Annotated in this window: 27 protein-coding genes and 2 riboswitches; of the genes, 11 read left to right on the top strand and 16 right to left on the bottom strand. The window is 37.2% G+C overall.

What is annotated here, in order from left to right:
* Positions 1-176: 176 nt before the first annotated feature.
* Positions 177-707, top strand: coding sequence for an IseA DL-endopeptidase inhibitor family protein (locus tag JNUCC25_RS02645; protein WP_013055250.1), 531 nt, complete (start codon positions 177-179; stop codon positions 705-707).
* Between the two features lie 248 nt (positions 708-955).
* Here the strand turns inward: JNUCC25_RS02645 and JNUCC25_RS02640 are convergent, their stop codons facing one another.
* Positions 956-1,219 (bottom strand): hypothetical protein, encoded by a 264-nt coding sequence (locus JNUCC25_RS02640; protein ID WP_013055249.1) that lies wholly within the window; start codon positions 1,217-1,219, stop codon positions 956-958.
* Positions 1,220-1,346: 127 nt separating this feature from the next.
* On the opposite strand from JNUCC25_RS02640, the gene JNUCC25_RS02635 reads away from it, so the two are divergent.
* Positions 1,347-2,489, top strand: a complete 1,143-nt coding sequence (locus JNUCC25_RS02635) for an AI-2E family transporter (protein ID WP_013055248.1) — start codon at positions 1,347-1,349, stop codon at positions 2,487-2,489.
* A gap of 35 nt (positions 2,490-2,524) precedes the next feature.
* Here JNUCC25_RS02635 and JNUCC25_RS02630 read toward each other — a convergent pair whose 3' ends face one another.
* Entirely contained in the window at positions 2,525-2,920 is a 396-nt protein-coding gene (locus JNUCC25_RS02630) for an SET domain-containing protein (protein WP_013055247.1), read from the bottom strand.
* A gap of 335 nt (positions 2,921-3,255) precedes the next feature.
* Here JNUCC25_RS02630 and rarD point away from each other — a divergent pair, with 335 nt between their 5' ends.
* Entirely contained in the window at positions 3,256-4,176 is a 921-nt protein-coding gene (rarD, locus tag JNUCC25_RS02625) for an EamA family transporter RarD (protein WP_454222731.1), read from the top strand.
* A 62-nt stretch (positions 4,177-4,238) separates the two neighbouring features.
* Positions 4,239-5,009 (top strand): TatD family hydrolase, encoded by a 771-nt coding sequence (locus JNUCC25_RS02620; RefSeq protein ID WP_013055245.1) that lies wholly within the window; start codon positions 4,239-4,241, stop codon positions 5,007-5,009.
* Positions 5,010-5,041: 32 nt separating this feature from the next.
* On the opposite strand, the gene JNUCC25_RS02615 is transcribed toward JNUCC25_RS02620, so the two are convergent.
* The gene (locus JNUCC25_RS02615) at positions 5,042-5,179 is read right to left on the bottom strand and encodes a lmo0937 family membrane protein (RefSeq protein ID WP_013055244.1); all 138 of its coding nucleotides are present in this window, start codon (positions 5,177-5,179) and stop codon (positions 5,042-5,044) included.
* Between the two features lie 193 nt (positions 5,180-5,372).
* Between JNUCC25_RS02615 and JNUCC25_RS02610 the strand changes: the two genes are divergently transcribed.
* Positions 5,373-5,816, top strand: a complete 444-nt coding sequence (locus tag JNUCC25_RS02610) for a YfmQ family protein (RefSeq protein WP_013055243.1) — start codon at positions 5,373-5,375, stop codon at positions 5,814-5,816.
* A gap of 524 nt (positions 5,817-6,340) precedes the next feature.
* Here the strand turns inward: JNUCC25_RS02610 and JNUCC25_RS02605 are convergent.
* From JNUCC25_RS02605 to JNUCC25_RS02585, 5 genes are all read right to left on the bottom strand, one after another.
* Complete coding sequence (locus JNUCC25_RS02605; protein ID WP_029320707.1) at positions 6,341-6,868, bottom strand: GNAT family N-acetyltransferase; 528 nt, start codon at positions 6,866-6,868, stop codon at positions 6,341-6,343.
* A gap of 69 nt (positions 6,869-6,937) precedes the next feature.
* Positions 6,938-8,479, bottom strand: coding sequence for a nickel ABC transporter substrate-binding protein (gene nikA, locus JNUCC25_RS02600; protein ID WP_029320705.1), 1,542 nt, complete (start codon positions 8,477-8,479; stop codon positions 6,938-6,940).
* A gap of 142 nt (positions 8,480-8,621) precedes the next feature.
* A riboswitch (cobalamin riboswitch) is annotated at positions 8,622-8,813 on the bottom strand.
* 2 nt (positions 8,814-8,815) lie between these two features.
* Complete coding sequence (ftsZ, locus tag JNUCC25_RS02595) at positions 8,816-9,820, bottom strand: cell division protein FtsZ (RefSeq protein ID WP_013055240.1); 1,005 nt, start codon at positions 9,818-9,820, stop codon at positions 8,816-8,818.
* A gap of 359 nt (positions 9,821-10,179) precedes the next feature.
* A complete protein-coding gene (locus tag JNUCC25_RS02590) occupies positions 10,180-10,569 on the bottom strand; it encodes a tautomerase family protein (protein WP_013055239.1) in 390 nt (129 codons plus the stop codon).
* 167 nt (positions 10,570-10,736) lie between these two features.
* On the bottom strand, positions 10,737-10,895 hold the full coding sequence (locus JNUCC25_RS02585; RefSeq protein ID WP_013081614.1) for a hypothetical protein: 159 nt from the start codon (positions 10,893-10,895) through the stop codon (positions 10,737-10,739).
* 260 nt (positions 10,896-11,155) lie between these two features.
* On the opposite strand from JNUCC25_RS02585, the gene JNUCC25_RS02580 reads away from it, so the two are divergent.
* Positions 11,156-12,109 (top strand): TRM11 family SAM-dependent methyltransferase, encoded by a 954-nt coding sequence (locus tag JNUCC25_RS02580; RefSeq protein WP_013055237.1) that lies wholly within the window; start codon positions 11,156-11,158, stop codon positions 12,107-12,109.
* 36 nt (positions 12,110-12,145) lie between these two features.
* Here the strand turns inward: JNUCC25_RS02580 and rluF are convergent, their stop codons facing one another.
* The gene (gene rluF, locus JNUCC25_RS02575; protein ID WP_025601719.1) at positions 12,146-12,853 is read right to left on the bottom strand and encodes a 23S rRNA pseudouridine(2604) synthase RluF; all 708 of its coding nucleotides are present in this window, start codon (positions 12,851-12,853) and stop codon (positions 12,146-12,148) included.
* 339 nt (positions 12,854-13,192) lie between these two features.
* On the opposite strand from rluF, the gene JNUCC25_RS02570 reads away from it, so the two are divergent.
* Both JNUCC25_RS02570 and JNUCC25_RS02565 read left to right on the top strand, forming a co-directional pair.
* Entirely contained in the window at positions 13,193-13,768 is a 576-nt protein-coding gene (locus tag JNUCC25_RS02570) for a TetR/AcrR family transcriptional regulator (RefSeq protein ID WP_013055235.1), read from the top strand.
* A gap of 21 nt (positions 13,769-13,789) precedes the next feature.
* The gene (locus tag JNUCC25_RS02565; RefSeq protein ID WP_025601721.1) at positions 13,790-15,226 is read left to right on the top strand and encodes a DHA2 family efflux MFS transporter permease subunit; all 1,437 of its coding nucleotides are present in this window, start codon (positions 13,790-13,792) and stop codon (positions 15,224-15,226) included.
* Between the two features lie 470 nt (positions 15,227-15,696).
* Here JNUCC25_RS02565 and JNUCC25_RS02560 read toward each other — a convergent pair whose 3' ends face one another.
* Both JNUCC25_RS02560 and JNUCC25_RS02555 read right to left on the bottom strand, forming a co-directional pair.
* Positions 15,697-16,146, bottom strand: a complete 450-nt coding sequence (locus JNUCC25_RS02560; protein ID WP_025601723.1) for a hypothetical protein — start codon at positions 16,144-16,146, stop codon at positions 15,697-15,699.
* Positions 16,147-16,581: 435 nt separating this feature from the next.
* On the bottom strand, positions 16,582-17,070 hold the full coding sequence (locus tag JNUCC25_RS02555; protein WP_064471283.1) for a QueT transporter family protein: 489 nt from the start codon (positions 17,068-17,070) through the stop codon (positions 16,582-16,584).
* Positions 17,071-17,079: 9 nt separating this feature from the next.
* A riboswitch (PreQ1 riboswitch) is annotated at positions 17,080-17,124 on the bottom strand.
* A 196-nt stretch (positions 17,125-17,320) separates the two neighbouring features.
* Here JNUCC25_RS02555 and JNUCC25_RS02550 point away from each other — a divergent pair.
* The 3 genes from JNUCC25_RS02550 (at position 17,321) to JNUCC25_RS02540 (ending at position 19,548) form a co-directional block, all read left to right on the top strand.
* Positions 17,321-17,731: an Lrp/AsnC family transcriptional regulator gene (locus JNUCC25_RS02550; protein ID WP_013055230.1), complete on the top strand. Its 411-nt coding sequence runs from the start codon at positions 17,321-17,323 to the stop codon at positions 17,729-17,731.
* 382 nt (positions 17,732-18,113) lie between these two features.
* Positions 18,114-18,980, top strand: coding sequence for a YitT family protein (locus JNUCC25_RS02545; RefSeq protein ID WP_013055229.1), 867 nt, complete (start codon positions 18,114-18,116; stop codon positions 18,978-18,980).
* 349 nt (positions 18,981-19,329) lie between these two features.
* Positions 19,330-19,548: a hypothetical protein gene (locus JNUCC25_RS02540; protein ID WP_153252546.1), complete on the top strand. Its 219-nt coding sequence runs from the start codon at positions 19,330-19,332 to the stop codon at positions 19,546-19,548.
* A 255-nt stretch (positions 19,549-19,803) separates the two neighbouring features.
* Here the strand turns inward: JNUCC25_RS02540 and JNUCC25_RS02535 are convergent, their stop codons facing one another.
* From JNUCC25_RS02535 to JNUCC25_RS02515, 5 genes are all read right to left on the bottom strand, one after another.
* Positions 19,804-20,592 (bottom strand): 5-deoxy-glucuronate isomerase, encoded by a 789-nt coding sequence (locus JNUCC25_RS02535; protein ID WP_013055226.1) that lies wholly within the window; start codon positions 20,590-20,592, stop codon positions 19,804-19,806.
* A gap of 134 nt (positions 20,593-20,726) precedes the next feature.
* Positions 20,727-21,752 (bottom strand): LacI family DNA-binding transcriptional regulator, encoded by a 1,026-nt coding sequence (locus tag JNUCC25_RS02530; RefSeq protein WP_013055225.1) that lies wholly within the window; start codon positions 21,750-21,752, stop codon positions 20,727-20,729.
* Between the two features lie 60 nt (positions 21,753-21,812).
* Positions 21,813-22,709, bottom strand: coding sequence for a myo-inosose-2 dehydratase (iolE, locus tag JNUCC25_RS02525; protein WP_013055224.1), 897 nt, complete (start codon positions 22,707-22,709; stop codon positions 21,813-21,815).
* Positions 22,710-22,793: 84 nt separating this feature from the next.
* Positions 22,794-24,728, bottom strand: a complete 1,935-nt coding sequence (gene iolD, locus JNUCC25_RS02520; protein WP_025601324.1) for a 3D-(3,5/4)-trihydroxycyclohexane-1,2-dione acylhydrolase (decyclizing) — start codon at positions 24,726-24,728, stop codon at positions 22,794-22,796.
* A gap of 112 nt (positions 24,729-24,840) precedes the next feature.
* A complete protein-coding gene (locus JNUCC25_RS02515; RefSeq protein WP_454222725.1) occupies positions 24,841-26,298 on the bottom strand; it encodes a CoA-acylating methylmalonate-semialdehyde dehydrogenase in 1,458 nt (485 codons plus the stop codon).
* Between the last annotated feature and the right edge of the window lie 32 nt (positions 26,299-26,330).

Here is a 26,330-nt window from a genome sequence, read left to right as displayed (position 1 = left end):
GTAATTCCCTTACTATATCTATTTTAGAAACTAGTAAAAAACTAAAAAAATTTAAGAAAAAAAAGACAAAACACTTTCTTTTGTTACAGATTTATTGTAATATAAATGTAACAAAAGAAATATAAAAAACATAATTGTTACATAAATAAGGTTAATTAATTAGGAGTGAGTTAGAAATGAAAAAAATTGGACTAGTTTTATCATCAATCGCTATTTTCTTTACACTAAGCACTGGAGTTACAGCACAAACAACATCTACAACACTAACGGATGCAAATGCTGTCAAAATTGCAGCTAGTGCCAGCAATCATTTCTGGAGTGCTCTGCACGGTTATAAAAACAAACCATGTACAGAACGTACATTTGAATATAAAGGAACTGAGTACGTGTATCTTTGCCCTGAATTTGATACAAAAGCTGAGCTATCAAGCTACTTATCTGAGACATTTACAAATAGTGCAGTAGAAAAAGGATTAACAAATTACGGCTATATCACATATAACGGCAAACTTGCACATCCAATCGGTGACGGATTCAGCATGTTAGAGTGGTCAAAAGCAAAAACAAAGCTTGTGTATCAAACAGCAACAGTTCGCTCTTATGAATTCACAGTTCCAACTGTAGATGGCGGCAGCGTAAAACGCACTGTCACATTCTATAAATCTAATTCTCAGTGGAAAGTAAATAAATTTGACGCTGTTCAATAATAAAAAAAGCAGGCCTGCTTGAGCAGACCTGCTTTTTTCTTTTTTATCGATAACATAAATAAAACTTCTACTTACAGCGCTCTAATAGCTGTAAATAGAAGTTGAGATCACAAGTTTAAGTAAATCAAATTTTGTCGAATCCTGTAGAAACAGTGATAAGTTACGTTTTATATTACAGGCTAAATTGCTTATTGTCAACATAATTCAGCAAAAAGATAGGGCAATATATTCAGAGCATAATAAAGATATTAACTTGGATTTTGTTCATGTTCCTCTGGGTTATCATGTACAGGATGCGCGCCTGGAAATAATCTTTGCGCTTTTTCATGAAGATTTTTGTTTTCATAATTAAATGCGCTATACGTTCGCTGCCCTTCTTCCCATGAAGTAGATTTCCCAAGTTTTTGATTAACAGGAGAGCCGAAAGGACCGTCTGGAAATTCTTCAGCGGTTATATACTCGTGGCTTTTTTCTACTGTAGAGAAATCATCATACGGTTTGTGTTCTTTCAATGATTTCACCCCTTCTTTCTAGAAGATTTTCTACTAGTATGCACACTTCTTTGTAAAAAACCCTCTTAAATTAGTCTAAATCAGGGTATGATAACTATACATTTATTTTTTAAAGGAGTTGAACAGCTTGGAACCTAGACCTCAGAAAGGAACTTTTTTCCGAGAAAAAATCTTAAATAATAAATTTGTTGTATATACAATTATTATTTTTATTCTCAGCATGACTATTTTTTCGTTATCAAAAATCGGATTTATTTTAATTCCTATCTCTATTTTTATTAAAACAATCGCCCTGCCGATTATCTTAGCAGGAATTTGCTTTTATTTATTTAATCCGCTTGTTGACTTTTTAGAACGAAAAGGTGTAAAACGAATTATTTCCATTCTTGTTTTATACATAGTGATTATCGGCGCATTAGCCATTATTATTTCATCGGTTATTCCGCCTCTAAAAAATCAAGTTGACCGTCTTATTGATAATATCCCAGAGCTGACGCATGACGTTCAGCATGCGGTGACGAATCTTTCAAATAACCGATATGTCGAGCAGGGTCTTCAGTCGGCCAACACGGACCTAGACAAGCTTTCAAAAGATGCTTCCAAACACTTGAGTAAATATGTTTCTGGATTTTCAAGCGGTATCGTTAATTTTGTCGGAACCATCACAGAAATAATATTATCGGTTGCCGTTTTACCCTTTATTCTTTTTTACTTGTTGAAAGATGGAAAAAATCTTCCTAATTACATTGTGAAGCTGCTTCCAAATCGTTCTCGTTCTGAGGCTAAGTTTATTTTAGCCGATATGAATCATGCACTAAGCGCATATATTCGCGGGCAAATTTTCGTTGCAATTTGTATAGGTGTACTGCTTTTCATTGGCTATCTGATTATTGGATTAGACTATGCATTACTTTTAGCGATTATCGCCATGGTAACCAATGTTGTGCCTTACCTTGGTCCTATTATCGCCATCATACCAGCAATTATTATTGCGTTTATTACCTCTCCTTTCATGCTTGTAAAACTAGCCATTGTCTGGGCAGTTGTTCAATTGCTTGAAGGTAAAGTAATATCTCCGCAAATTATGGGAAGAAGCCTAGACATTCACCCGATTACAGTCATTTTTGTCATTCTAACCGCCGGAAACTTATTCGGAATCATCGGTATTATTTTAGCCGTCCCTGGATATGCCGTTTTAAAAGTTATTATTACGCATATTTATCAATTCATCCGTTTGAATTCTACTATGTATCCAGATAAAAAAGCATAATAAAAAGCCCATCGATTTTCGATGGGCTTAACTTTTTACTTTTGTTCTTCTTCATCTTCACGATCAAACCAAAGGAGCTCTTGATCATCTTCATCTCCATTATAGTTGATGAGAATTTCTTCTCCTGCTTGGATATCCGTATATGCATAAAAATCAAAGGTATGATTGTCAAAATTAATTTCATACGTAGCATTGGGTGTATACGAGTGATTAAACAGCATACCGTATCCCAAAAGAATAGCCGTATGATTCACTCCATATTCAAAAGCATAATCCGCTAGTGTTGTTTTCTCAATAAAATCATGCTCTTTATTAGGATAAGCGATAACAGGAGCTTCGTGAATAAGCGTTCCTTTTTTAATATCTTGCTTAGCAAATACACCTCTATTAAATTCTCCGTCGCTTATCGCAGACACTTTTATTTCGATCATATTCGTCACCTATATATTCTTTCCTCTAAGATTTTTTTCTTCCTTAAGCTTGACAGTTTCTAATGGGGAAATCAACTGTTTTTCATAACCACTTGAATATAAGCTGAAGGAGCGCTTATCATGCACACTTGTGTAAGCACTTACCTTGTTAGAAACATGCAATTTGATTTTATTTTAGACATGGAAAAGCAATGACCTTGCGCATAGCGCTTTTTTGAGCCATTCAACATGTGAAGAATCGTTTTTCTCTGTGATATAATCGTTTATGCTGTTTTTTTATGTTAATCTATCACTCTTACTACCAAATTTATCTCATGTTAGAAAGAAGGTTTTAAATGAACTTAAATCATGACAAAGATGGTGTAACGTATGCAGTCCTTTCTTATCTTATGTGGGGGCTTACGCCAATTTATTGGAAGCTGGTTCACCACGTAGCACCAGGGGAGCTTTTAGCTCAGCGCGTTTTTTGGTCTTTTATTTTTATGCTTATTCTTTTATTGATAACAAAGAAATGGCGTACATACATTACGTTTGTAAAAGAAATAATGAAAAAACCATCCTTATTCTGGTCCCTTTTTACTGCGTCTGTACTTATTAGTGCAAATTGGGGCATTTTTATGTGGGCTGTCATTGATGGAAAAATAGTAGAAGCGAGCCTTGGACAATATATTAATCCCCTAACAAGTGTTTTATTAGGTGTTATTGTCTTAAAAGAGAGATTAAGCGGAGCTCAAATTTTTGCATTTATACTAGCAGGGATCGGCGTATTAACACTCAGTCTTCATTATGGTGTTGTTCCTTGGATTTCGCTTAGTTTAGCTCTTACTTTCGGATTATATGGTTTGGCAAAGAAAAAGATTAAAGCTGATTCGACAATCGGATTAACTCTTGAAACGATGGTCATCTCCCCTATTTCATTAGCATACATAGGCTACCTCAAGTTTCAATCACACTTGCAGTTTTTTGATTCTTTTTCAACAAGTCTTTTATTAATGGGAAGTGGAATGGTCACAGCTCTACCACTCTTATTATTCACAAAAAGTGCTAAAAAAGTATCATTATCAATGCTTGGTATTCTTCAATATATTTCACCAACCTTATCTCTGCTAGCAGGAGTAATTCTATACCATGAATCGCTAACAAAAGCTCATGTTATTGCTTTTAGTTTTATTTGGTTAGCTCTTATTGTTTATACGTTTTCATCTATTACTAAATGGGGGAATAAAAAACACATAAAAAATAAAATGGAAGCCTAACAGAAGCATACATTTTCTTACGTATTATTTCTAAACAAATTGGGCTGAAAGGAGCGATACTTATGAAACAAATCATTGACGCTCATATTCACCTTGATCAATATGAACCGAAAAGCTGGAAGGACATAATAGAGAAGGATCCTTCGTTACAAGCGCTTATTTCTGTATCTTCCACATTACAGTCTTGCCAACTTAATCAAAAAATCAGCCAATTGTATTCCTGTGTGAAACCCGCCTACGGATTTCATCCTGAACAAATACTGCCTTCTTCAAATGAATTAGCGGAGCTGTTTGCCTGGATTGATCAAAACAATGAAGAAATGATAGCTGTTGGTGAGGTTGGTCTACCTTATTACTTAAATCAGACCTATACTCTTTCTCTAGAGCCCTATTTGGAGCTGCTTGAAGCTTTTATTATTCATTCAAAAAAGTGGGGAAAACCGTTAATTCTTCACGCTGTATATGAAGACGCTGAAATTGTGTGTGACTTACTAGAAAAACATTCCGTGTCTAAAGCTCACTTCCACTGGTTCAAAGGAGCTAAAAAAACCGTTGAACGAATGAAAAACAACGGTTACTATATTTCAGTTACACCTGATATTGTATATAAGCCTAAAATCCAAGCGCTTGCCATGGAATACCCTCTTGACTACTTGATGGTCGAAACAGATGGTCCGTGGCCATTTGAAGGACCTTTTCAAAACCAGACAACGGTTCCATCAATGATACATCAGTCCGTTGAGGAAATAGCACGTCTCAAAGGAGTTTCTGGAACGGAAGCATATGATTTTTTATATCAAAATACGTCTTGTTTTTATAATCTCTCCACATAAAAGGCCTTTCCCTAAGGAAAGGCCTTTTATATCTAAATTCGTTTCACAAGTTTTACGATTAGCACAATCACTGCAATGACAAGAAGAATGTGAATGATGCCGCCGCCAATATGAAAAACTAATCCTAATAACCAAAAAATAAATAAAAGTCCAATAATCGTCCACAACATAATTTTTTCTCCTTTTTTATATGTAGTATTTGTTATAATTCTATATTTCCCTAAATGTGCATAAATAAACGCATTTCATATACATCTTTTCACTAAGGAAGGTTCACATAATGTACAAAAAGTACTCATGTTCTCTGTGGTAAAATAAGTATGTAATCTTATTTCATTTAAACTATAGCGGAGATGATTAACTATGACGTGGATTGTATTACTTTCCATCATTCTTGTAAGTGCACTCAAAATATTAGTAACGTGTCTTCCAACTCCAGTGGTCAAATGGCTTATGACTAAATTTCAATTACACCCAACACTTGATGATCAAAACGTTACTGTCACAGTTGATGGGAAACATTTAGAAGGCAAAGACAAAATGCAAGTGATTGATTATTTTAATAAAGCAACATTTTTAAAACAATATTATGTCCATGAAGGAAATAAGGACTATTATAAACACCTAGAAGACAGTGAAACTCCACTGGTTATCGATACGAAAAAAGGAAAAAAAGATGTTCGATTATGCGTATACAGTTATGATGATCATGTCGATGTCGTAAAACAGTATAAAAAGAAAATTATTGCTTACAGCCTGCTGTCTGATCACCTTCAAAAGCAGTCCATAACAGCTGACCTAGCTTAAACCAGTCGCCTATAAGGCGGCTTTTTTAGTTTTAGGTTGAAGCTATCTTATTTAAAAATTCCAAACTTTAACATTAATTCTAATGCTATAATATAAATTAATTGGTTGAAGTAGATTTCGGCGAGCATCAAAAGTTTCTTTTCAAGTGGGCCTTTGGGACAACTATTGTCATGACAATTACAGCCATTTTAACAAATGCTATTTCCCTTTAGAGTCCTACCATAAAAAAGGAAGCCGACTACCATAAGGCAATCGGCTCACACATGTAGGATATTGATTTAACACTAACAAAGTACAACACAACACTAGTAATTATATAATATATTTCATTATTTTGAAAGCGATTTCATATATATTTTCAAAAATATTTTGTTATTTGTTTTTCATAGAAAAAAACCACGTTTCAGCCAATTCGAAACGTGGTTCTTTTCTGTAAGGACTTGCCCTACAGGCTATAAATGTAAGTACGTTCATTATAGCATGAGCTCTTATCTAGATTCCATGGTAATTACTGTATAATATCGTTACATTACGACCGGTTGTATTTTTCTGTCCATATGCAGCGTATTCCATGGCTCATCCTGTTCAGCAAGCCTTTCGATAAAACCTTGTGAAATCCAGAATGGGATAGCCCCCGGTAAAAAAGGATGAGTATGCAGATACAACGTGTCATAAAAATGATTTTGAGCAAATTGTTCCACTGCCTTTAACAGCTGCTGTCCAATGCCTAGACGCCAGTATGCTGGATCGACATAGCATTTTACAATCTCGGCTGCAGTTTTATGTTCATATCGTTTTTTTAATGCATGAAACCTTCCATCGTAAGCGTATAAACCAATTGTTCCAATTACTTGTTGATTTTCCGTGACAGCTGCAAAAAAAGCAGCGCCTTTCGCTTGAACATAATGTTCATTAAAATGAAGCAAATCCACAGAAAGCTGATTTTTTTCCAGCATAGGAAATAGCTCATTCCGCATATTCATGACAAACTGAATCACTTCAGCATCCTTTTCTTTTACTTCTTTAATTTGATACATTTGTACTTCTTGCACGTTTACTGTCACATCCTTTTATCTATCATTGTATCCTTTCTCTTTTTCCTATAGGAACAACAATATTGACTATGGCGTTACGTCTAAATGCTGAGTCAGCATATAATACTCGCTTGGATTTGTTGTCCAGTTTTTCACTTTTTGATTATAAGCAACAACAATGTTTGGATGTACAATCGATGACGTCAGCATTTCCCCATTAATCAAAGCGGTTGCTTGCTTGGCTAGCTGATCTCGTTTTGCGTCATCTACTGTTGAAGTTAACTGTTCTATCATTTTTGTTAGCGTATCGTCATTAATCCGGCTGGCATTTAAACCACCGCCCGGCAAATAGTTCGTGCTTAAATAATAGCTGGCATCCCCTCTAGGTGCTGTGATAAGGCTGTACAATGCTAAGTCCCAATCATCTTTTGCCATTACATATTCATCGCTGTCTTCAACTAGGTGAATCTTAATATTAATTCCTAACTCTTTCGCATTAGACTGTATAAGCTGAGCAATCAAAGGAAGTTCTGGCAATGAGCTGTATGTGACAAGAGAGAGGGATAATGGCTTTCCATTTTTGATTACTTTGCCATTTTTGAGTTGATAGCCTGCTTTCTCTAAATATTTTTTAGCATATGCTATTCCTTTTGTCTCACTAGCAGTATTATCAGCAAAAGGAAATTGGGGTAAAAATGGACCTCGAGCCGCTGCCGCTTGATTGTTCATTATGCTGCTGACAATTTCTTTCCGGTTCAGTAAGGTATCGATAGCTTTTCTTACAGTTTCGTCTTTTAATGCGTCATTGGTTTGATTATAAAGCAATAAATGAGTACGCACACTAGGTACTCCACTTACTTTGAAAGACGAATTCGCTTGTAAAGTGCTCAAGCTTTCTAAAGGCGGGCGATAAATAATATCGGCTGTCCCGGACTGAAGAGCCGCAACTCGCGCATTAGCATCTTCGTTAAATGCAAAGATCGCATTTTTCAATTTTACTTTCCCATTCCAATAATGTTCATATCTTTCTAACTTCACTTGATTTCCTTGATCGAAAGTCAAAACGTGAAATGGCCCTGTGCCAATGGGCTTCTTAGCTATACTAGAAACATCAACATCTATAATAGCTGTGTTTGGATGCACTAACTCAGAAGGAAATTTAGGCATTGGTTCTTTTAATGTAATTGTCAGCGCATGACCGTTCGCTTTCATTTCTTTAATATTTAAAGCGTTTTTCATCGCATAGCTTTGATCTATCGTTCTTTGAAGAGAAGACTTAACGGCATTTGCATCTAGCGCTTTGCCATTTTGAAACGTAATGTTCTTTCTTATCGTAAATGTCCACGTAAGACCGTTATCTTTCGTTTCCCACTTTTCAGCAAGCCAGGGCTTTATTTTTAAATCATTGCTGATTTTAACAAGCGTCTCCCCTACTCCCGCACGAACTGCTGTATAATTATCATCCGTATGAGGATCAAGCGTTGCAGATGTAAAATTAAATAAAAACGTCACACTTTTATCCGTTTTCTTTCTTTCTTTTATACTTATGCTCTCTTCATTAGGAGCGCAAGCAGTGAGGCAAAGTAACACAAGAAATATCATAGATACGAGTTTTTTATTATTTATCATTGATTTTTCCACCTTCTATTTTAATACACAAAAAAGCACTTCTAAAAAGAAGTGCTTGTCTTCACAACAAATTCAGATAAACGTATCCCTTGTTTATCCTATTTTTGGTTCTGCCAAAACACCTCCCTATCCTCGTAGGTTATTGTGTGCTGCGATTTATGGCAGGTCTCCTGGCTTCAAGTCACTGCCTTATACCGCCTTCCCGTCTCTAAATAGACAGTGGCTTTTTTGACATAAGGCTCCTTGTTACAGTGGCGGGACCGCTCCGGATTTGCACCGGATTCCCTTTTAAGGCAATTGAAAAACAATTGCCACCATAAAAGCTGGTTATTTAATTTAGTAGCGTGCTCTTGAAACTCTAGAAGTAGAAGCTGATGGTGAAACATCTTCATCATCAAATCCAGTGGCAATAACGGTTACCATCATTTCGTCCTTTAAATCTTCATTGATCACGGACCCAAAAATCATATTTAAGTCCTGATCAGAAGCAGACGTGACAATATCTGCTGCTTCCTGTACTTCGTAAAGACTCAAGCTGCTGCCGCTCGTAATGTTCAACAGCACGCCTCTTGCTCCATCAATCGATGCATCTAGCAGCGGACTAGAAATCGCTTTTTTCGCTGCTTCAATTGCCCGGTCTGATCCGGAAGCTCGTCCGATACCCATAAGCGCAAATCCTTGATTAGACATGATGGTTTTTACATCAGCAAAGTCAAGGTTAATCAGCCCCGGAACAGCGATTAAATCTGAAATACCTTGAATACCTTGGCGAAGAACATTATCTGCTTCACGGAATGCTTCAAGCATAGGCGTCTTTTTATCGACAATTTCAAGCAAGCGGTCGTTTGGAATCACAATAAGGGTATCTACCGATTCATTCATCGCAGTAATACCGCCTACTGCTTGCTTCGTACGTTTATTTCCTTCAAACTTGAACGGGCGAGTGACTACTCCAATTGTTAAAGCATTTAGTTCACGGGCAATTTGGGCAATAACCGGAGCTGCTCCAGTACCGGTTCCTCCGCCCATACCAGCTGTTACGAATACCATATCTGCGCCTTGCAGTACTTCTTGAATTTGTTCTCTGCTTTCTTCAGCTGCTTCTCTTCCCACTTCTGGATTAGCTCCTGCACCTAATCCTCGCGTTAAGGCCGCACCAATCTGCATTTTCACATCTGCTTTAGATAAGTTAAGCGCCTGAGCATCCGTATTAACGGCGATAAATTCTACTCCTTGTACACCGTGTTCAATCATACGGTTAACGGTGTTATTTCCTCCACCGCCGACCCCAATTACTTTAATTCGCACTAGTGGCGATACATCTGCATCAAATCCAAACATTCTAAGTTCCTCCTCAATGATCAAAATTACTTTCTCTTATTATCCGAAAAAACACGTGAAGAACCTTTTACTCCTATGTTTAACGCGTAACTGTTCTTTTGTTTTACAGATTTTATACACTTCTCTTTTAACCTTTAAATCTTTACATCTTTATGTAAATTTATTGTTGTTCTAAAATTAGTACGCCGAACTCTTTTATGGTTTTTCCACTCAAAATGGCATATAAGCTTATTGTATCATTCATTTGACAGATGTCTGTATTTAATTTTGAGTAAGATGTGACTAAGAGAATAATATTTTTATAGACAAAATGAGAAAAAGCCCTTAGAAATAAGGGCTTCTCTAGATAATAAACCGTTTTATAATTTCCCAGTTAAGAATTGAGCTTCTCCCATGCCAAAGCTCCAGTCAGCATTACCGTTTTCAACAATCGAAATCATAATGTCGTTTGGCTGAATGCCGCAGCTCTCTCCAAGCTCTTTTACAATTAATCTGTAAAGAGCTTGCTTTTGCTCTTCTGTCCGCTGTTTACTCGTTACACTTATAATAACCAAATCCTTGCTTCTCTCAAAGCCAAGACCTGTATCTTCAATAATCATTTCATGAGCAGGATGCTGATGTACAATTTGATAACGGTCGCGCTCCGGGACGCCAAAGGCTTCTAGCATCGCTCGGTGAGCAGCGTCTAGTAATGTTTTTAACTCTTTTTCATCTCTTCCTTCTATTACATCAAATCTAAGTAATGGCATACTAAGTAACCTCCAGCTTTTTGTCTAATGTATTATTGCTTCATCATATCACAACTATCATTTGTTAAAAAAAGATATGCTATTCACAATGTGCTCTCTAGTGAAAGAGACCTCAAACGCTTCAATAAAAGCTGAACCTAATAAAAAGAAATGAGCAGCATAACGGCTCATTTCATTAGTACAAAAATATTTATAATAAGAGCTAAAATACATACAGATACAATGGCAATGAGTACGTTCATCACAAGGTTTTGCGAGGATGTTTTGGCTTGTTTTTTCATATCAGCCCGACTCATCTGTTGCTTTTCATGATCACTTTTAGACATCACGTAGCCTCTCCTATTCATCAAAATGTCAGCAGTGTGTAAATGATTTTTGAGAAACCTTGATCCAGTTCTTTTGTATAGACAGTAGCACATGCAGGTTATCACCAGTTATTTTAGCATGTTTTGTCAAATAAGTGGACTATGTAGCGCTTCAATTTAGTATTCACGGGCAAATATATTTAAATTCGTTGCTTTTCTCTTCTTTTCTCGCTATTGTTTGAGAAGAAGGATAATTAGATACGATAAAGGATGATACGATATTGAATAACCATACGCAGCTGCCTCAGTATATCTACACATACGCATGCAGCGAAGAGGAACTCTCACTATGTCAATTAGAGAGACGCTCTCTTTTTGAAATTGAAACTGAGAAACCTATCATAAAAAGTGCCGTTAAAATTGATCCAAGCAGAAGCCCTTTTATCAAAGAGCGATTAGATATTATGTATGAATCAGATGACCTTGCAGATATTTGTAAACAAGTAGAAGATATTGACCTTGGAGACAAAACATTTAAACTCATTTTCATGAAAATTAATGACTTGGAAAAAGATCAAAAAATAAGTTATAAAGGTCAGCGTGCTATTGAACGTGATGTGGGTTGGCATTTTGTAGCAGAAGCAGACTTGCATAACCCTGACCATTTGTTTGGCATTGTTCCATTTGAAGGACGCTGGTATTTTGGGAAATATCAAAAAAGCGAAGCGGTATGGCTGCATCATTTGAAGAAACCGCGTGAATACTCTACAGCACTCAGTACCCGCCTTGCAAGAGCTGTAGCTAACATTGCCGTTCCAAACCCTGAAGGAATCAAAGCGATTGATCCATGCTGCGGTATCGGTACAGTCCTTGTAGAAGCCCTTTCAATGGGCATTGATATTGTAGGACGCGATATCAATCCACTTGTGACCGACGGATCTCGTGAAAATATTGCACATTTCGGCTTAAGCGGTGATGTTAAAACTGGACCGATTTCAGATGTTACAACTCACTATGATGTAGCTATCATCGACATGCCTTACAATCTCTACACCCACGCGACGCCTGAAGATCAGCTTTCTATTTTAAAACACGCTCGCCGCTTTGCGGATAAAGTAGTCGTGATTACAGTAGATACGATCGACCATATGATTCATGAAGCTGGCTTTTCTATTTCAGATCGCTGCGTAGCGCGCAAAAGCGTATTTTCTAGACAAGTAGTTGTATGCGAATAAAAAAGACACCAGTCTAACAGGCTGGTGTCTTTTTATTTACCACTCTTTAGGTTCATAGTCTAATTCTTTGAATAGCTGCGTACGCTCTTTTTTCGTTAAATCTCTCCATTGCCCAACAGGTAAGTTGTTTAAATGGATATTCATAATACGCGTGCGCTGAAGGCGGTATACTTCATATCCGAGCACTTCACACATACGGCGAATTTGACGATTTAAACCCTGTGTTAAAATAATTTGAAACTCATACTTAGACAGCTGTGTCACTTCACAAGGAAGCGTTTTTGTGCCTAAAATTTTTACTCCCTCAGACATGTTTTTGATAAACTCTGGTGTAATTGGCTTATCTACTGCAACAATATATTCTTTTTCATGCTTGTTTTCTGCACGTAAAATTTCATTAATAATATCGCCGTCATTTGTAAGTAAAATTAAGCCGTCTGAATCCTTATCAAGTCGTCCAACGTGGTGAATACGCAAAGGGTGATTGACTAAATCAATGATGTTTCCCTTTACTTTTTTTTCACTCGTACTTGTAATGCCGACTGGTTTATTAAGCGCAATATATACATTATTTCGAGCAATCCGAAGCTGTTGGCCGCTTACTCGAATATCATCGCCAGGCTTAACTTGATCTCCGACTTTTGCAACCTTTCCATTAACGGTTACTCTTCCTTCACTAATTAACTTATCTGCCCCGCGTCTTGACGCCTTTCCAGATTCGCTAATAAATTTATTCAGTCTCAGGTGAATCACAACCTTACATTTAAAAATTTTAAAATTTGTCTCTTCTATTAGAAACAGACATATGCCAATTTCTATACCGTCCCTATCGTAACATGCTATACGCTTCTCGTCTGCTTTTAATTTCATTACTTAATCATATTTTTTTAACAGTAATAGAAGTATAGCTCCAAAATACTTTGTAACCTTATTCTTAACATTTCAATCAATGCTTACACCTGTGAAGCTTGCATCAATCTTCACTTATATACAAGACCTAGACGTCTGGATTGACTGATCAGTATAGAGTTGCTACTATTATACTGACCGATCAACTAGTAATTATATCAGGGAGCTGTTTTCATGGAACCAACCAATTCAAAAGAAAAAATTTTAAGCGCAGCTGCTAAACTTTTTCGCAAAAAAGGCTATCACGCCACCAGTCTAAGTCAAATTACAAAAGAAAGCAGCGCTCCGAGAGGATCTATTTATTATTATTTTCCGGATGGAAAACAACAGTTAGCAAAAGAAGCTATTCAAAAAACGGGAGAAAGAGTCAAAGCTTATATCGAAAAATCCCTCGCTTCTCATGAAGATGCCGCGGCAGCTATTCAATATCATATAAAAATGATGGCTGATCGAATGTTTGAACAAGTGGAAAATGAAGCGGATATCTCTCTCGCTGCTATGTCGAGTGAAGTATGGTCATCAAACGAAACGCTTCGTATGGCCTGTGAAGACGTGTATAACGAGTGGGAGCAAGTTTATGCAGATAAGTTAGTTTGTTCAGGTTATGAACAAGAGGAAGCAAGACAGCTAGGTTCAGCTATACAGTCTTGGATTGAAGGTGCTTATACTCTTTCATTAACTAAAAATAGTACAGTCCCTATGCAAATTGCAGCTGACCAAATTGGTAAGCTGTTTGCAAACAAAAATTAATTTAGTAAAAGGAGGTCACTTATGACACAAACAGAAGAAAAAATGAGTACACAAAGTAAGCTTATCCTTTTCATTTTGATTCTAGGAAATTTTTTATGCTTAATTAGTGAAACGGTAATGAACGTGGCCTTGCCAAGTATCATTTCAGATTTTCACATTAGAACGAGCTCAGCTCAGTGGTTAACTACCGGATATATGCTTGTAATCGGCATCTCTGTTCCTGTGTCTGCTTTCTTAACTCAACGATTCACATTAAGACAGCTGTTTGTGACGGCTATGAGCTTTTACTTAATTGGGTCCTTCATTGGATTTATCACTCCATGGTTTTCTCTGCTTTTTGTGGGCCGTATGATTCAAGCATTAGGGACAGGCATTATTTTACCTCTTGTGATGAGCACAATGTTAACACTCGTGCCTGTTAGCAAACGCGGCACCGTAATGGGGATTTTTAGCGTAGCTATTTTATTTGCACCGGCAATAGGACCGGTTCTTTCAGGATTAATTATTCAATATTATTCGTGGCGAATTATATTTCTAGGTCTTTTAATTGCAGCGGCGCTTATTTTCCTATTTGCTCTTTTCAAGCTCAGTAACGTTTCTGAAACATCTAAACCAACAATTCATATCCCATCTGTGATTCTTTCTACAATTGGGTTTGGAGGAGTTGTTTATGGATTTAGCGCAGCTGGTGAAGAGACGGGATGGAGTAATCCTATCGTATGGCTTACCCTCATAATTGGCGTCATAGCTCTTGCTTTATTTGTCAGACAGCAAAGCAAGCTGAATTCTCCTATGATTAATATGAAGCCTTTTAGATCGTCTGTGTTTTCAAGATCGATTTTCTTAATGTTTCTTATTATGATGATTCAGTTTTCAATGATGTTAATTTTGCCGCTATATTTCCAAACGGCTGCGGGACTGTCTCCTTTGCAAACAGGGTTTCTTATGCTTCCAGGCGGCGTAACGCTGGCTCTAACAGCTATGGTGGGAGGACGTTTGTTTGACAAAATTGGATTTAAACCGCTGCTTTTAACGGGCTTAGTCCTTTTAACAATTATCTTAAGTTTGTTCACTACTATTTCAAGCGGAACAAACACGAAGACTGCAGCCATCTTATACGCAGCCTTTACAATTGGCGTAGGTTTAAGCATCGGGCCCGTGATGACGCTTGCTTTAAATCAAGTACCAAAACCGCTTCATGCTCACGGTTCAGCTATTTCAAATACGATTAACCAAGTTTCAGGCGCGATTGGACCCGCTTTGTATACAAGTATTATGACCATGGCTTCTCAGCACTTTATTCAACAATCAAATGAAACGAATAAAACGCTGTTACAAATAAAAAGTATGACAAGCGGGGTTCATACCGTCTATTATGTAGCCATCGCTTTCGCCGTCGTTTCGTTCCTGCTCGCTCTTACGTTAAAGAAAAAAGACCAGCAGCTTGAAACACAATAAGTAAGAAACTGATAAGAGCTGCTCACAATTTGAGCAGCTTTTGTTACATGCAGAATTTATATTATAAATGTAAGAGCAATCATAGATACTATTAAAACAAGGATAACAATACTTTTCTTTCTATCTTCCATGCTTCAATAGCGCCCACGACACCACCAATGACTAAAACAAAAGTACCTATAACGTGCAGAGGCAGCAGAGATAACAGCTTGCAGCTTGCCTAAACTCGCTATAACTCCTCCGGTCAATATAAATCCTGTTGTTACAATAGATTTTACAGATGTTAAGTCTCTTATAGCTTCTTTTTTTCAGTTTTACTCAGTTTAAAGTAATCTACTATACTAAAAACAGCGGGTGTTCCCTATAAAATAAAGAAGCTAATCAATCTATCGGTGTCTACACTCACTGTTCATTCACCACCTTTATCAATCCCTTACGCTCAGTTCCACCATTTAACAAATAGTTATATATTATTCTTGCTTCAAGGATCCTCCAAAAGAAAATTGATGGTAGTCATCAAGCTTATTCCAATACCCTATGCACTTTACGTCAGGCTCATCAATAGCTAACGCTGCTTTATTAGTTCCTTTATAAGGAAGAAATGCCGTTAACTTAACCTTTTGTTTTGGCTTGATATTTAATTTATTTCCTTCTGCTAACACCTTAAATTTATTATCAGAATAACCGTTTTTCATTTTTAAAGGATACGATAAAAATACATTATTTTGTTTGATGGTCAAATCGCTCTTGTTTACTAATTCCATTTCATATGAAATCCCTTGCTTCATTTTTTGTTCTTTGATTACGTTAATACTTATCTTTTCTAGTTCTCTTAAAGGAACGTTGTCTTCTTCTTTTGAACACCCGGCAAATAAGATGACTAACGCTAATAAAACAAGAATTCCTAACTTTCTATTCAAAAAACAATCCCCTCTCTAGTAACAAAGGTTATTTTACAATCATAACTCAAAAAAGTTATTTAATGGTAAAAATACAATTAAAAAGCAAACCGTCATCGGTCTGCTTTTTTAATTGCTACGCATAGGTAATGTGTTGTTGTGCGAAAAACTTTTCGATAAGGAGTTTGCCAACTATATGTATATCGTAACAAAAGAAAAAAGAATGCGCTGTGAGATTTGTCACTCCTTGTTTCAAAATAATCTAACCGGATACTTCCTATTGTCTTAAGCAAAAAGAGCAGAACGCAAACGCGATCTGCTCTTTTTACATGCTAGATATGGGTAATTTGTCCATGCGTGAAAAGCTCTTCAATAAATAAGGGGTTTATCACTACACCTATAGAATAACAAAGAAAAAAAGATGTGGCTGTGAGATTTATCACAGCCGCATCTTTTTTATTCAACTAGCTTGTTAAATTGTACACGTTTATTAATTGCCGCCATAATTGGTGCTCCTACAAGCATAACAATGAACTCACCAACAGCCGTTGTTAACCATGTAAAGAAAAATGGTAAATCAAATGCTAAGCGCAGTTCAAACGCAATAATAAACATCGTGAACGTAAATACAAGTGTATTAACAAGCATACGAGCCCACATATTTTTAATGTAGCGCATAGAAAAAATGGTAATGAGTAATGATAGCACGGATTGTCCTACCCCAAACACCAGATCATAAGCGACCATTGGTGAAAAAAACAAATTCGTCAGAAATACTCCTAGCACAATGCCGTACACGTACTTTTTATTAAACACAATTAAGTGATTGAACATTTCCGATATACGAAATTGGATATTGGTGAAGCCAAACGGCTGAATTAACATGCTGACAGCAATATACATAGCAGCTAAAAGACCGTTGACGCAAAGTGTTCTTATATTCATCTTACTATTCTCTCCTTAGTTTTTTAACGTGGGATGGTTACGAACCACGTAAACACTCAAAGAATCATACAGCAAGCTTAAGCTTTCGTCAATCTAGCTGTTTACAAACTACTGCCGGTTTCTATATCTTGCATATTGACTGCTCTTTTTTCTTACTTTTCTTTAGTATAAAATAAAAGACGTATCAGTATACATAGGTGACATCAAGTAGTTAACCCTTTTGATTTGAAATACGAAAGGATTTGTAGCGATGTTAGACAATACAGATAAGCGCATACTAGAAGAGCTATCAAAAAATGGACGTATAAAGATGAAAGAATTAGGAGAAAAAGTGCATTTAACCGGACAAGCCGCTTCTGCTAGAGTATTAAAGTTAGAAGATGAAGGCATTATCAAAGACTATACAATTAACATTGATGAACGAAAACTCGGCTACATCATCCATGCATTTTTAAATATCTATACGCAGAGCATTCATCATCACCCCTACCTTACATTTTTAGAAAGTCAGCAGGAGTACGTTATCAACAACTTTAAAATCAGCGGCGATGGCTGCTACTTATTAGAATGCAAATTTCATTCAAATGAAGAACTAAATGATTTTTTGACAGAGCTAAATCAGCATGTGAATTACAAACTTTCAATCGTCATTAACAAATAAATTTTTTTAAAAAATAAAGGTATATTAATTTATGAAAATGGTAATCCTAATAACGTATTCCCCCTATTCCAATAAATTTGAAAATCCTTTGCGCCATTGCAAAGGATTCTTTTTTTATGTAGGAAACCGCCTTCTTTTTTTTGAAAAGTTGAACATCTCTCACAGCGTTGACATAGCGGTCAGAGGTTTATATAATCGGTGACATCGAAGCATAGAAAAGCAGGATCAAGACCTATACACGTATCGTAATTCTTCGTCTTAGAAGTTGATCAGTTTTATAACTAGACAATTTCTAAGACGTTTTTTATTTCATTATTTGTGAAACACTAGTAAAAACAAGATTCCACGTGAAAATATCCTAATAATCAAGGAGGTTTGTATATTGAAAACAATCTATAAAGACATCATCTTAATTATTGTTGGAGCACTTTTAGTTGCTGCATCCATTGATTTTTTCGTCATTCCAAATAAATTAGGTGACGGCAGTACAGTTGGTATTGCTCTTGTTTTATATTATTTATTTCATATCCCTACAAGTATCAGCACATTTCTTGTAAACCTTATATTTATTGCCTTAGCCTATAAATTTCTAACCAAAAAAACGATTCTTTATACGATTCTAGGAGCCGTCATGACGTCCGTTTTCCTCGGTCTAGTCAGCTATATTCCTTTTCACGTTCACGACATGATTTTAGGAATTGTATTCGGGGCTTTACTAATGGGAACAGGACTTGCTCTCATTTTTATCGCAGATGGATCTACCGGTGGAACAACTCTTTTAGCTTATTTATTAAACTATACAAAAGGCTATAATATTTCTAAAAGCATGTTCTATATGGACAGCGTCATTATTTTAGCATCGGTTTTTGCTATTGGCGTCAACAACACACTCTATACTTTTATATTCGTCTATCTTTGTGCCAAAATCGTAGATGTCGTTATTGAAGGTTTCCACAACAAAAAAGCAATGACGATTATGTCTGATCAATACAAAGACATAGCACAAGTCATCACCAGTGAATTTGGAAATGCAGCTACCATCTTTTACGGATATGGCTACTACGCCAACAAAGATAAACGTATTATTTACGTTGTTATTAAAAAGAACGAGTTATTAAAAATTAAAAAGAAAATCCAGCAAATTGACCCGAATTCTTTTATTGTCATCCACGAAGTAAAAGAAGTTGTCGGCGGAAAATTTGGATTTATCGGCAATTCGCCTCATGAAACAAAAGCCGCTGCTAAATAAAAAAATCCACCTCTTGGTGGATTTTTTTATGAAAAAACCGTTAAGAAAAACGAAAAGATACCTGCTAAAAAGTAAACAGACCCTAACGCAATTGCTCCTGTAACGACCGTAAATACACTTAATCCTATAGCCACCTTCATTTTCATCCACATCCCTTTTTAGATTAGTAGTATAAGTATGTCCAAGGATAGGAGATTTATAACTATGCCATCCTATTTATTTCATATATCGATGCAACAATTGTCTATTCAATGTGTTCTAAAACCACCCCTGACGACATAATGTATAGGAAGGATTTCATATACACATCTTTGTATCACACATATCATATGAAATTAGGTGAGATAAAATGGTGGCTGTCCACTTTTTTGAAAACAGAAAGCTTCTATTAAGCCAGCTGAGGGAAAACATTCCTTCTACGGGTGATGATTTAAAGATTAAAGGACGAAAAGGAACCGTCTTGCTTGTGAATGACATCGATGAAAAAAATGTTCACGTGGAAGTTGCTTTAGAAAAAGTAGTGAAAAAGAACTTAGCGTTAGATAACGCTAAAAAGAAAAGGAGATAAGCGGCTTACGCTTATCTCCTTTTCCTTTTAATTTATATACGAATCGTCTGTATCTTTTGCTTCAGTTTCCAAAAAAAAGAGACTCCTAAAAAGGAATCTGCAGCAAAGAGCGATATCATCGCCTGAATATTAATACAAGCTACATTTTAACATATAAAAACATATTTTACAAAAATAAACTATTATTTTACGCATAATTATTTTTCATTCGAGGTTTTTCAACATTTGAAACCCATTTCGTATAAAGATCTTTATTTATTTTTCAGGCCAAATTTTTGCATCCGGCTCTAATAACCACTTATGCTCTTCTTCCATAATACGGTCTGTCCACGGATTATTGTCGAGATGGCGAATCATCCAGCAGAAGTACATCGCATAGCCAGGAGCCGTTGCTTGAGGATGATCCAATTCACCAGGAATTGTAATAAAACTATTATCAACTACACGGTACGCATCTTCTCCAACCATTGCGCAGCCAAATCCTTGGGGCTTGTCAAAACGATAGTAATACACTTCGGGCTGGTCATGATGATGAGGCGGATAACTCGACCATCTTCCTGGATAAGAAATAACTTCTCCAATAACAAGGTTAGAGTAAGGAGCGTTATTGTAGTCAAAAATTGTTCGAATTACACGCTGAGCAGTACCTTCCCATACTCCTTCACCAGCCACTGTGTTTTGACAATCTTCAGGCGTATATAATTTTGATGAAAACTCTTTTTCATTATCCGTTTTTTGAATTAGCACTTCACTATCGGCAAGCCCGGTAATTTTAACCTCCACATTTTTTGAAACGTGCAAACACCAAGGCTCTTCTTCAAATAGGGACTGGCGCTGAATTTCTTTCGAATGGCCTTCCCACTCTAGCTTTACCTTTCCTTCTAGTAAAAGAATAGCCGTTTCACTGCTACTGTCTAGTAAAGTTTCCTCTTTTCCTTGGGCCATTTTATAAATCCCAATATCCATCAGCATATCTTTGTGCTGACCGGTCATTTCTGTAAGTACGTTGTATCCTTTATTTAATTCACCTAATTTACCTAACATGCTTAAATTCCTCCTTTATGTAGTAGCGCAATAAGAATTTACTAATTACTCATTTTTTCTTCATAGACTCTCTAAATTCTTTTGAATATGTGACTATGAGGATTTTTTATTAACGGCAATATTCTTGATTGTGTTCAATTATTTGTAGATGCTGTGGCTTCCCTTCGTAACGGAGCCGTTGATTTCCGAACAATCAATTTTGGCTCAAGAAGCAAATGTTCTTTATGCATCGCTGGATATTTCATTTCTCTAACCAGCAAATCCACTACGTTTACAGCCATTTCTTTTGTCGGCTGTGCTACCGTTGTCAACATGGGCGTGATGGTAGTAGAAAGAACCGTATTATCAAAGCCAATCACTGATAAGTCTTGCGGCACATCAATTTTGAGTTCCTTTGCGGCTTGCATAACGCCGATAGCCAGTAAATCGTTACAAGCAAAAATAGCCGTCACTTTCTCCTTCATTGAAAAAATTTGCTTAGCACTTTCATATCCTTTTTGAATACTTGCTTCGGTCGTAATAACGTGCTGAGGCGGCACGATGATTCCATTTTCTTGCATAACTTCTCGAAAAGCATCTAAACGGGCGTGATTACTTTTTGCATTTTCTGTAATAATCGCAATTTTTTTATGATGCAAAGACAGCAAATAATCAGTCGCTAAATAGCTCCCTTTGTAGTCATCCACTGTCACTGTATTAACGGATATGTGAGGAATTTCTGAAGCAATAACGCTAATCGGTATATCTTGCTTAAGCATATTTTTTAAAAGATTAGCATTGCGAAAAGCAGAAGCTACAATTAAACCGTCGATTCTCTGACGTATTAACAGCGATAGATATTTTTTCTCTTTTTCCGCATCGTTATCGGTATTGCACATTACAACATGGAAACCTCGCTCATGACTTCGGTCTTCTATGCTTCTTGCCAAATCGGCAAAAAAAGGGTTGGAGATGTCAGGTACGAGAAGCCCAATCGTTTTAGTGGGTTTTCCTGTTAAAGCAGATGCTACGACGCTTGGATGGTAATTCAACTGCGCCATAACCTCAATTACTTTTTGTCTTGTTCTTTCACTAATATGACCGGTTTGATTGATGACTTTTGATACGGTAGAAATTGATACACCTGCTTCTTCAGCCACACTATAAATGGTTGGCTTCATTTCCTCTCCTCCTTTCCTTTCATACACACATAAAAGGGGTAAAATCTTTTACAATGGAAATTAAAGACCGCTTTTTTCTTTAATAAAGTTTCTTGCTTTTAAAGCATATTCAAAAGGATTAGCAAGGGCTGGATCCTGTTCTGCTTCTACGACAAACCATCCGCTATAATCCGAAGTGGCAAGCGTAGTAAATACCTCATCAAATTCAATAGCTCCGTCACCTGGAACAGTAAAGGCTCCTTCTTTTACCGCTTGCAAGAAGCTCAAGTCTTGTTCTTTGACTCGATCAACTACCTCTTGACGAATATCCTTTAAATGAACATGCTTAATACGGTGCAGATATTTTTTTAAGATATAAAGAGGTTCTTCTCCTGAAAAGACAAGATGACCAGTATCAAATAGCAGCGAAACAAGCTCCGGATTGGTAAGCTCCATTAGCTGCTCAATTTCTTCTGTTGTTTGTACACCTGTGCCCATATGGTGATGATAGACAATATGCATATCTTTCTCTCGTGCCAGTTTCCCAAGATGGTGCAGGCCTTCTGCAAGTCTGTTCCACTCTTGCGATGTGAACACAGGCTTTTCTTTAAATAAAGGAACATCCAGCAGCCCTTGAATGCTGTGCCCTTGTTCAGACACAACAATTACTTTTGCTCCCATTTCGTATAAAAAATCGCGATGTTCAATAAATGGCGTCACCGTTTCTTCCAGCGGCTTTGTTGTTAAAAATGTACTAAACCAGGCACTTGCAATTTCCAAATTTCGAAGCGATAATGCCTTTTTTAAGATTGAAACATTTCGCGGATATTTATTTCCTACCTCACTTCCTTTAAAACCAGTTAAGGCCATCTCACTGATACACTGTTCAAATGTATTTTCAGCTCCTAGCTCAGGCATATCATCGTTTGTCCAACCAATTGGAGCAATCCCCAGTTTGACCGTATTTTCCTTGAACATCTCTTCCTCTCCCTTATATAAAATTAAAACCTCTTTTATATTTATCGAATGTTTCTCTTCAACAACCTCATTTTCTCCTACTCCTTAATAAACTCTTGCCATTTCAAGGTTTTTCACCTTATCTTCATAAGCTTCCTGTACATGCTGATTTTTAGATACCTCTGCTACTCCTACATGCCACCATGATTCATAACCGTTCGTCATAGTTTTTGGCAGCACTTTAATATCAATTAGCGTAGAAACCTCTTGTTTTTGTGCATCTTCTATCGCCGTTTTTAATTCTTCAAGAGAACTTACGCGATACGTTTTTACACCGTAGCCTGCGGCGCTGGCTGCAAAATCAATTTTCATCACGTTTCCGTTTAGTTTTCCTGTTTCATCGTTTCGATAACGAAACTCTGTGCCAAAGCTACCCATACCGTTTGACATTTGAAGGTTATTAATGCACCCGAAGCCTGAGTTATCAAACAGTAAAATGTTTATCTTCTTTCTTTCTTGAAGGCTTGTAATAAGCTCTGAATGAAGCATTTGATAGCTTCCATCTCCAACCATCGCATACACTTCTTTAGCTGGTTCTGCCAGCTTAACTCCAAGTGCGCCTGATACTTCATATCCCATACATGAATATCCATATTCCATATGATAGGTATTAGGTTTAGTAGACTTCCACATTCTCTGTAAGTCGCCTGGAAGACTTCCTGCTGCACCAACAATGACGGAGTTGTCATCAAGGAGCTTATTCACCGCTCCAATTACTTCTGTTTGCGTTAATTGGGTACCAAGTGATTCTACATATTCAGCTAAGCTTTCATCTAAATGACCTTGTATTTCCGGAACAAAATCTGCACCAGTAAAACGTATGCTATGTAGACGCTCTAATTCTGTATCCCATGCGTCTTTAGCACTTGTAATTTCTGTTGTATAAACAGACTGATAGCCAATTGATTTTAGCTCTTCCCTAAGAGCAAGCAACCCTTCTTTTGCATCAGCTACAAATTTCACGGCATCAAGTTTATTTGCATGAAATTCAGACGTGTTAATGGTAAGAAATTGCACGTTGGGATGTTGAAAAAGCTGTTTAGATGCTGTTGTAAAATCAGTAAATCGAGTGCCTACTCCAATTACTAAATCTGCTTCTTTAGCGATTGTATTAGCAGCTGAGTTCCCTGTTACACCTATTCCGCCCAGATTATAGCGATAGTCACTTTCAACGGCACTTTTCCCTGCTTGAGTTTCTCCAAATGGAATATGGAACTCACTAGCAAATTGTTTTAACTCTTTTGCAGCTTCTGAATAGCGAACGCCTCCTCCGCAAATGATGATTGGCTTTTTCTTTGTTTTCATTAATTGAATTGCATCTGCTAGACTGTCCCTAGTCGGAAGGCGGCGCTCAATGCGGTGAACGCGCTTTTGGAAGAAATAAACTGGAAAATCCCATGCTTCTCCCTGCACATCTTGAGGCAAACAAATAGTTACAGCTCCCGTATCTGCAGGATTCGTTAACACACGTATCGCATTAATCATAGCTGTCATCAATTGTTCAGGGCGGCTTACGCGATCCCAGTACTTACTCACTGGTCGAAAAGCATCGTTTGTAGAAATAGATAAATCATATGACTGTTCAATTTGCTGCAAAACGGGATCCGGCTGCCTAGTTGCAAATACATCACCAGGAAGCAGCAAAACTGGAATATTATTAGCTGAAGCAGTGGCTGCCGTTGTAACCATATTTGCTGAACCCGGCCCCACTGAAGATGTGCAAGCCATAATCTGCTTTCGATGTTTTTGTTTTGCAAAAGCCATCGCTGCATTGGCCATTCCTTGTTCATTACGTCCTTGATATACATCTAGATTTCCTGGGTCTTCTTCCAAAGCTTGCCCAAGACCTACCACATTTCCGTGCCCGAAAATTGTAAAAATCCCTTTAATAAACTGATGCTGCTTTCCATCAAATTCAACATACTGCTGATTTAAAAACTTCACTAATGCTTGTGCCGTCGTCATTCTAACTGTTTCCATGCTTCTTTCTCCCTTCTAGTACTAGATTGCGATTTTAAAAAAGGAAGCATAAGGAATATCTTTAATTCCTGATACTTCCTTTTTAAATGAGATGCGATTTTTAACGAATCACTTACCAGCGCGTTGTTACCATTTTCTTTCTTGTATAAAACTCCACGCCGTCCGTACCATTTGCATGAAGATCACCATAAAAAGAGTCTTTCCAGCCAGAGAATGGGAAGAATGCCATAGGTGCCGGTACCCCTACATTTACTCCTAACATACCAGATTCAATATTTTCACGGAATTCACGTACGCTTGCGCCGCTATCTGTATAAATACAAGCACCGTTTGCAAATCGAGAGTTATTAGCTACTTCAACAGCTTCTTCTAATGTTTTCACACGTACAATGGACAGCACAGGTGCAAAAATTTCATCTTGCCAAATTTTCATTTCTTGCGTAACATGATCAAAAATCGTTGGTCCGACAAAGTAGCCATTGCCATTTACTGCTGCATCTGTGCGACCGTCACGAATAAGCTCTGCTCCTTCTTGCACGCCTGATTCAATATAGCTGAGCGTACGCTCTTTATGATTTTCACGAATAACTGGTCCTAAGAAGACATTTTCTTCTAAGCCGTCGCCAATTACAATATCATTTGCTTCCTCTACTAATCTTTCAATTAGCTGATCCGCAATTTCTTCTTGTACAGTAACAACAGATGCTGCCATACAACGTTCACCAGCTGAACCAAAAGCGGCTCCGATAATTTGTTTTGTTGCTACGTTCAAATCTGCATCATTTAATACGATCGAGTGGTTTTTAGCACCAGCTAAAGCTTGAACACGTTTTAAGTTTTCCGTACCTTTTTTATACACGTACTCAGCTACAGGCTGTGAACCAACGAACGAAATCGCTTTTACGAGCTTATGTTCAAGAAGGCCATTCACTACGTCATGAGCACCATTTACAATGTTTAGCACGCCTTTTGGCAAGCCAGCTTCTTCAAACAGCTCAGCTAATCTTGCAGCTAAAAGCGGTGTACGCTCAGACGGCTTTAACACAAATGTATTGCCGCAAGCAATCGCAAGCGGGAACATCCAGCAAGGAACCATCATTGGAAAATTAAACGGCGTAATTCCTCCAATTACACCAATTGGATAGCGGTACATGCCAGACTCAATGTCTGTTGCAATATCAGGAAGCTGTTTCCCCATCATTAACGTAGGAGCACCCGCCGCAAATTCTACACATTCAATACCACGCTGCACTTCGCCTCGCGCTTCGTTAAAGCTTTTTCCGTTTTCAACCGTCACTAACTTTGCTAATTCATCCCAGTTATCTACTAATAGCTGCTGATACTTGAACAAAATTCGTGCGCGTTTAGGCACGGCTGTTTTTGCCCACCCTTTGAAAGCTTCATTTGCTGCTTGCACCGCTTGATCCACATCTTCTTTTGTAGAAAGAGGCACCTGTGCGATTAATTCACCTGTCGCTGGGTTATACACAGGTTCCGTTTTTGATGTAGCTGATTCAATCCATTGTCCACCAATATAGTTTTTTACTGTTTTTACTGCTGTTTGTGTCATAGAATATCTCTCCCTTTATCTGATTTTAATAA

Source organism: Priestia sp. JNUCC 25 (assembly GCF_053667915.1).
This window is presented reverse-complemented; position numbering and strand designations above follow the sequence as displayed.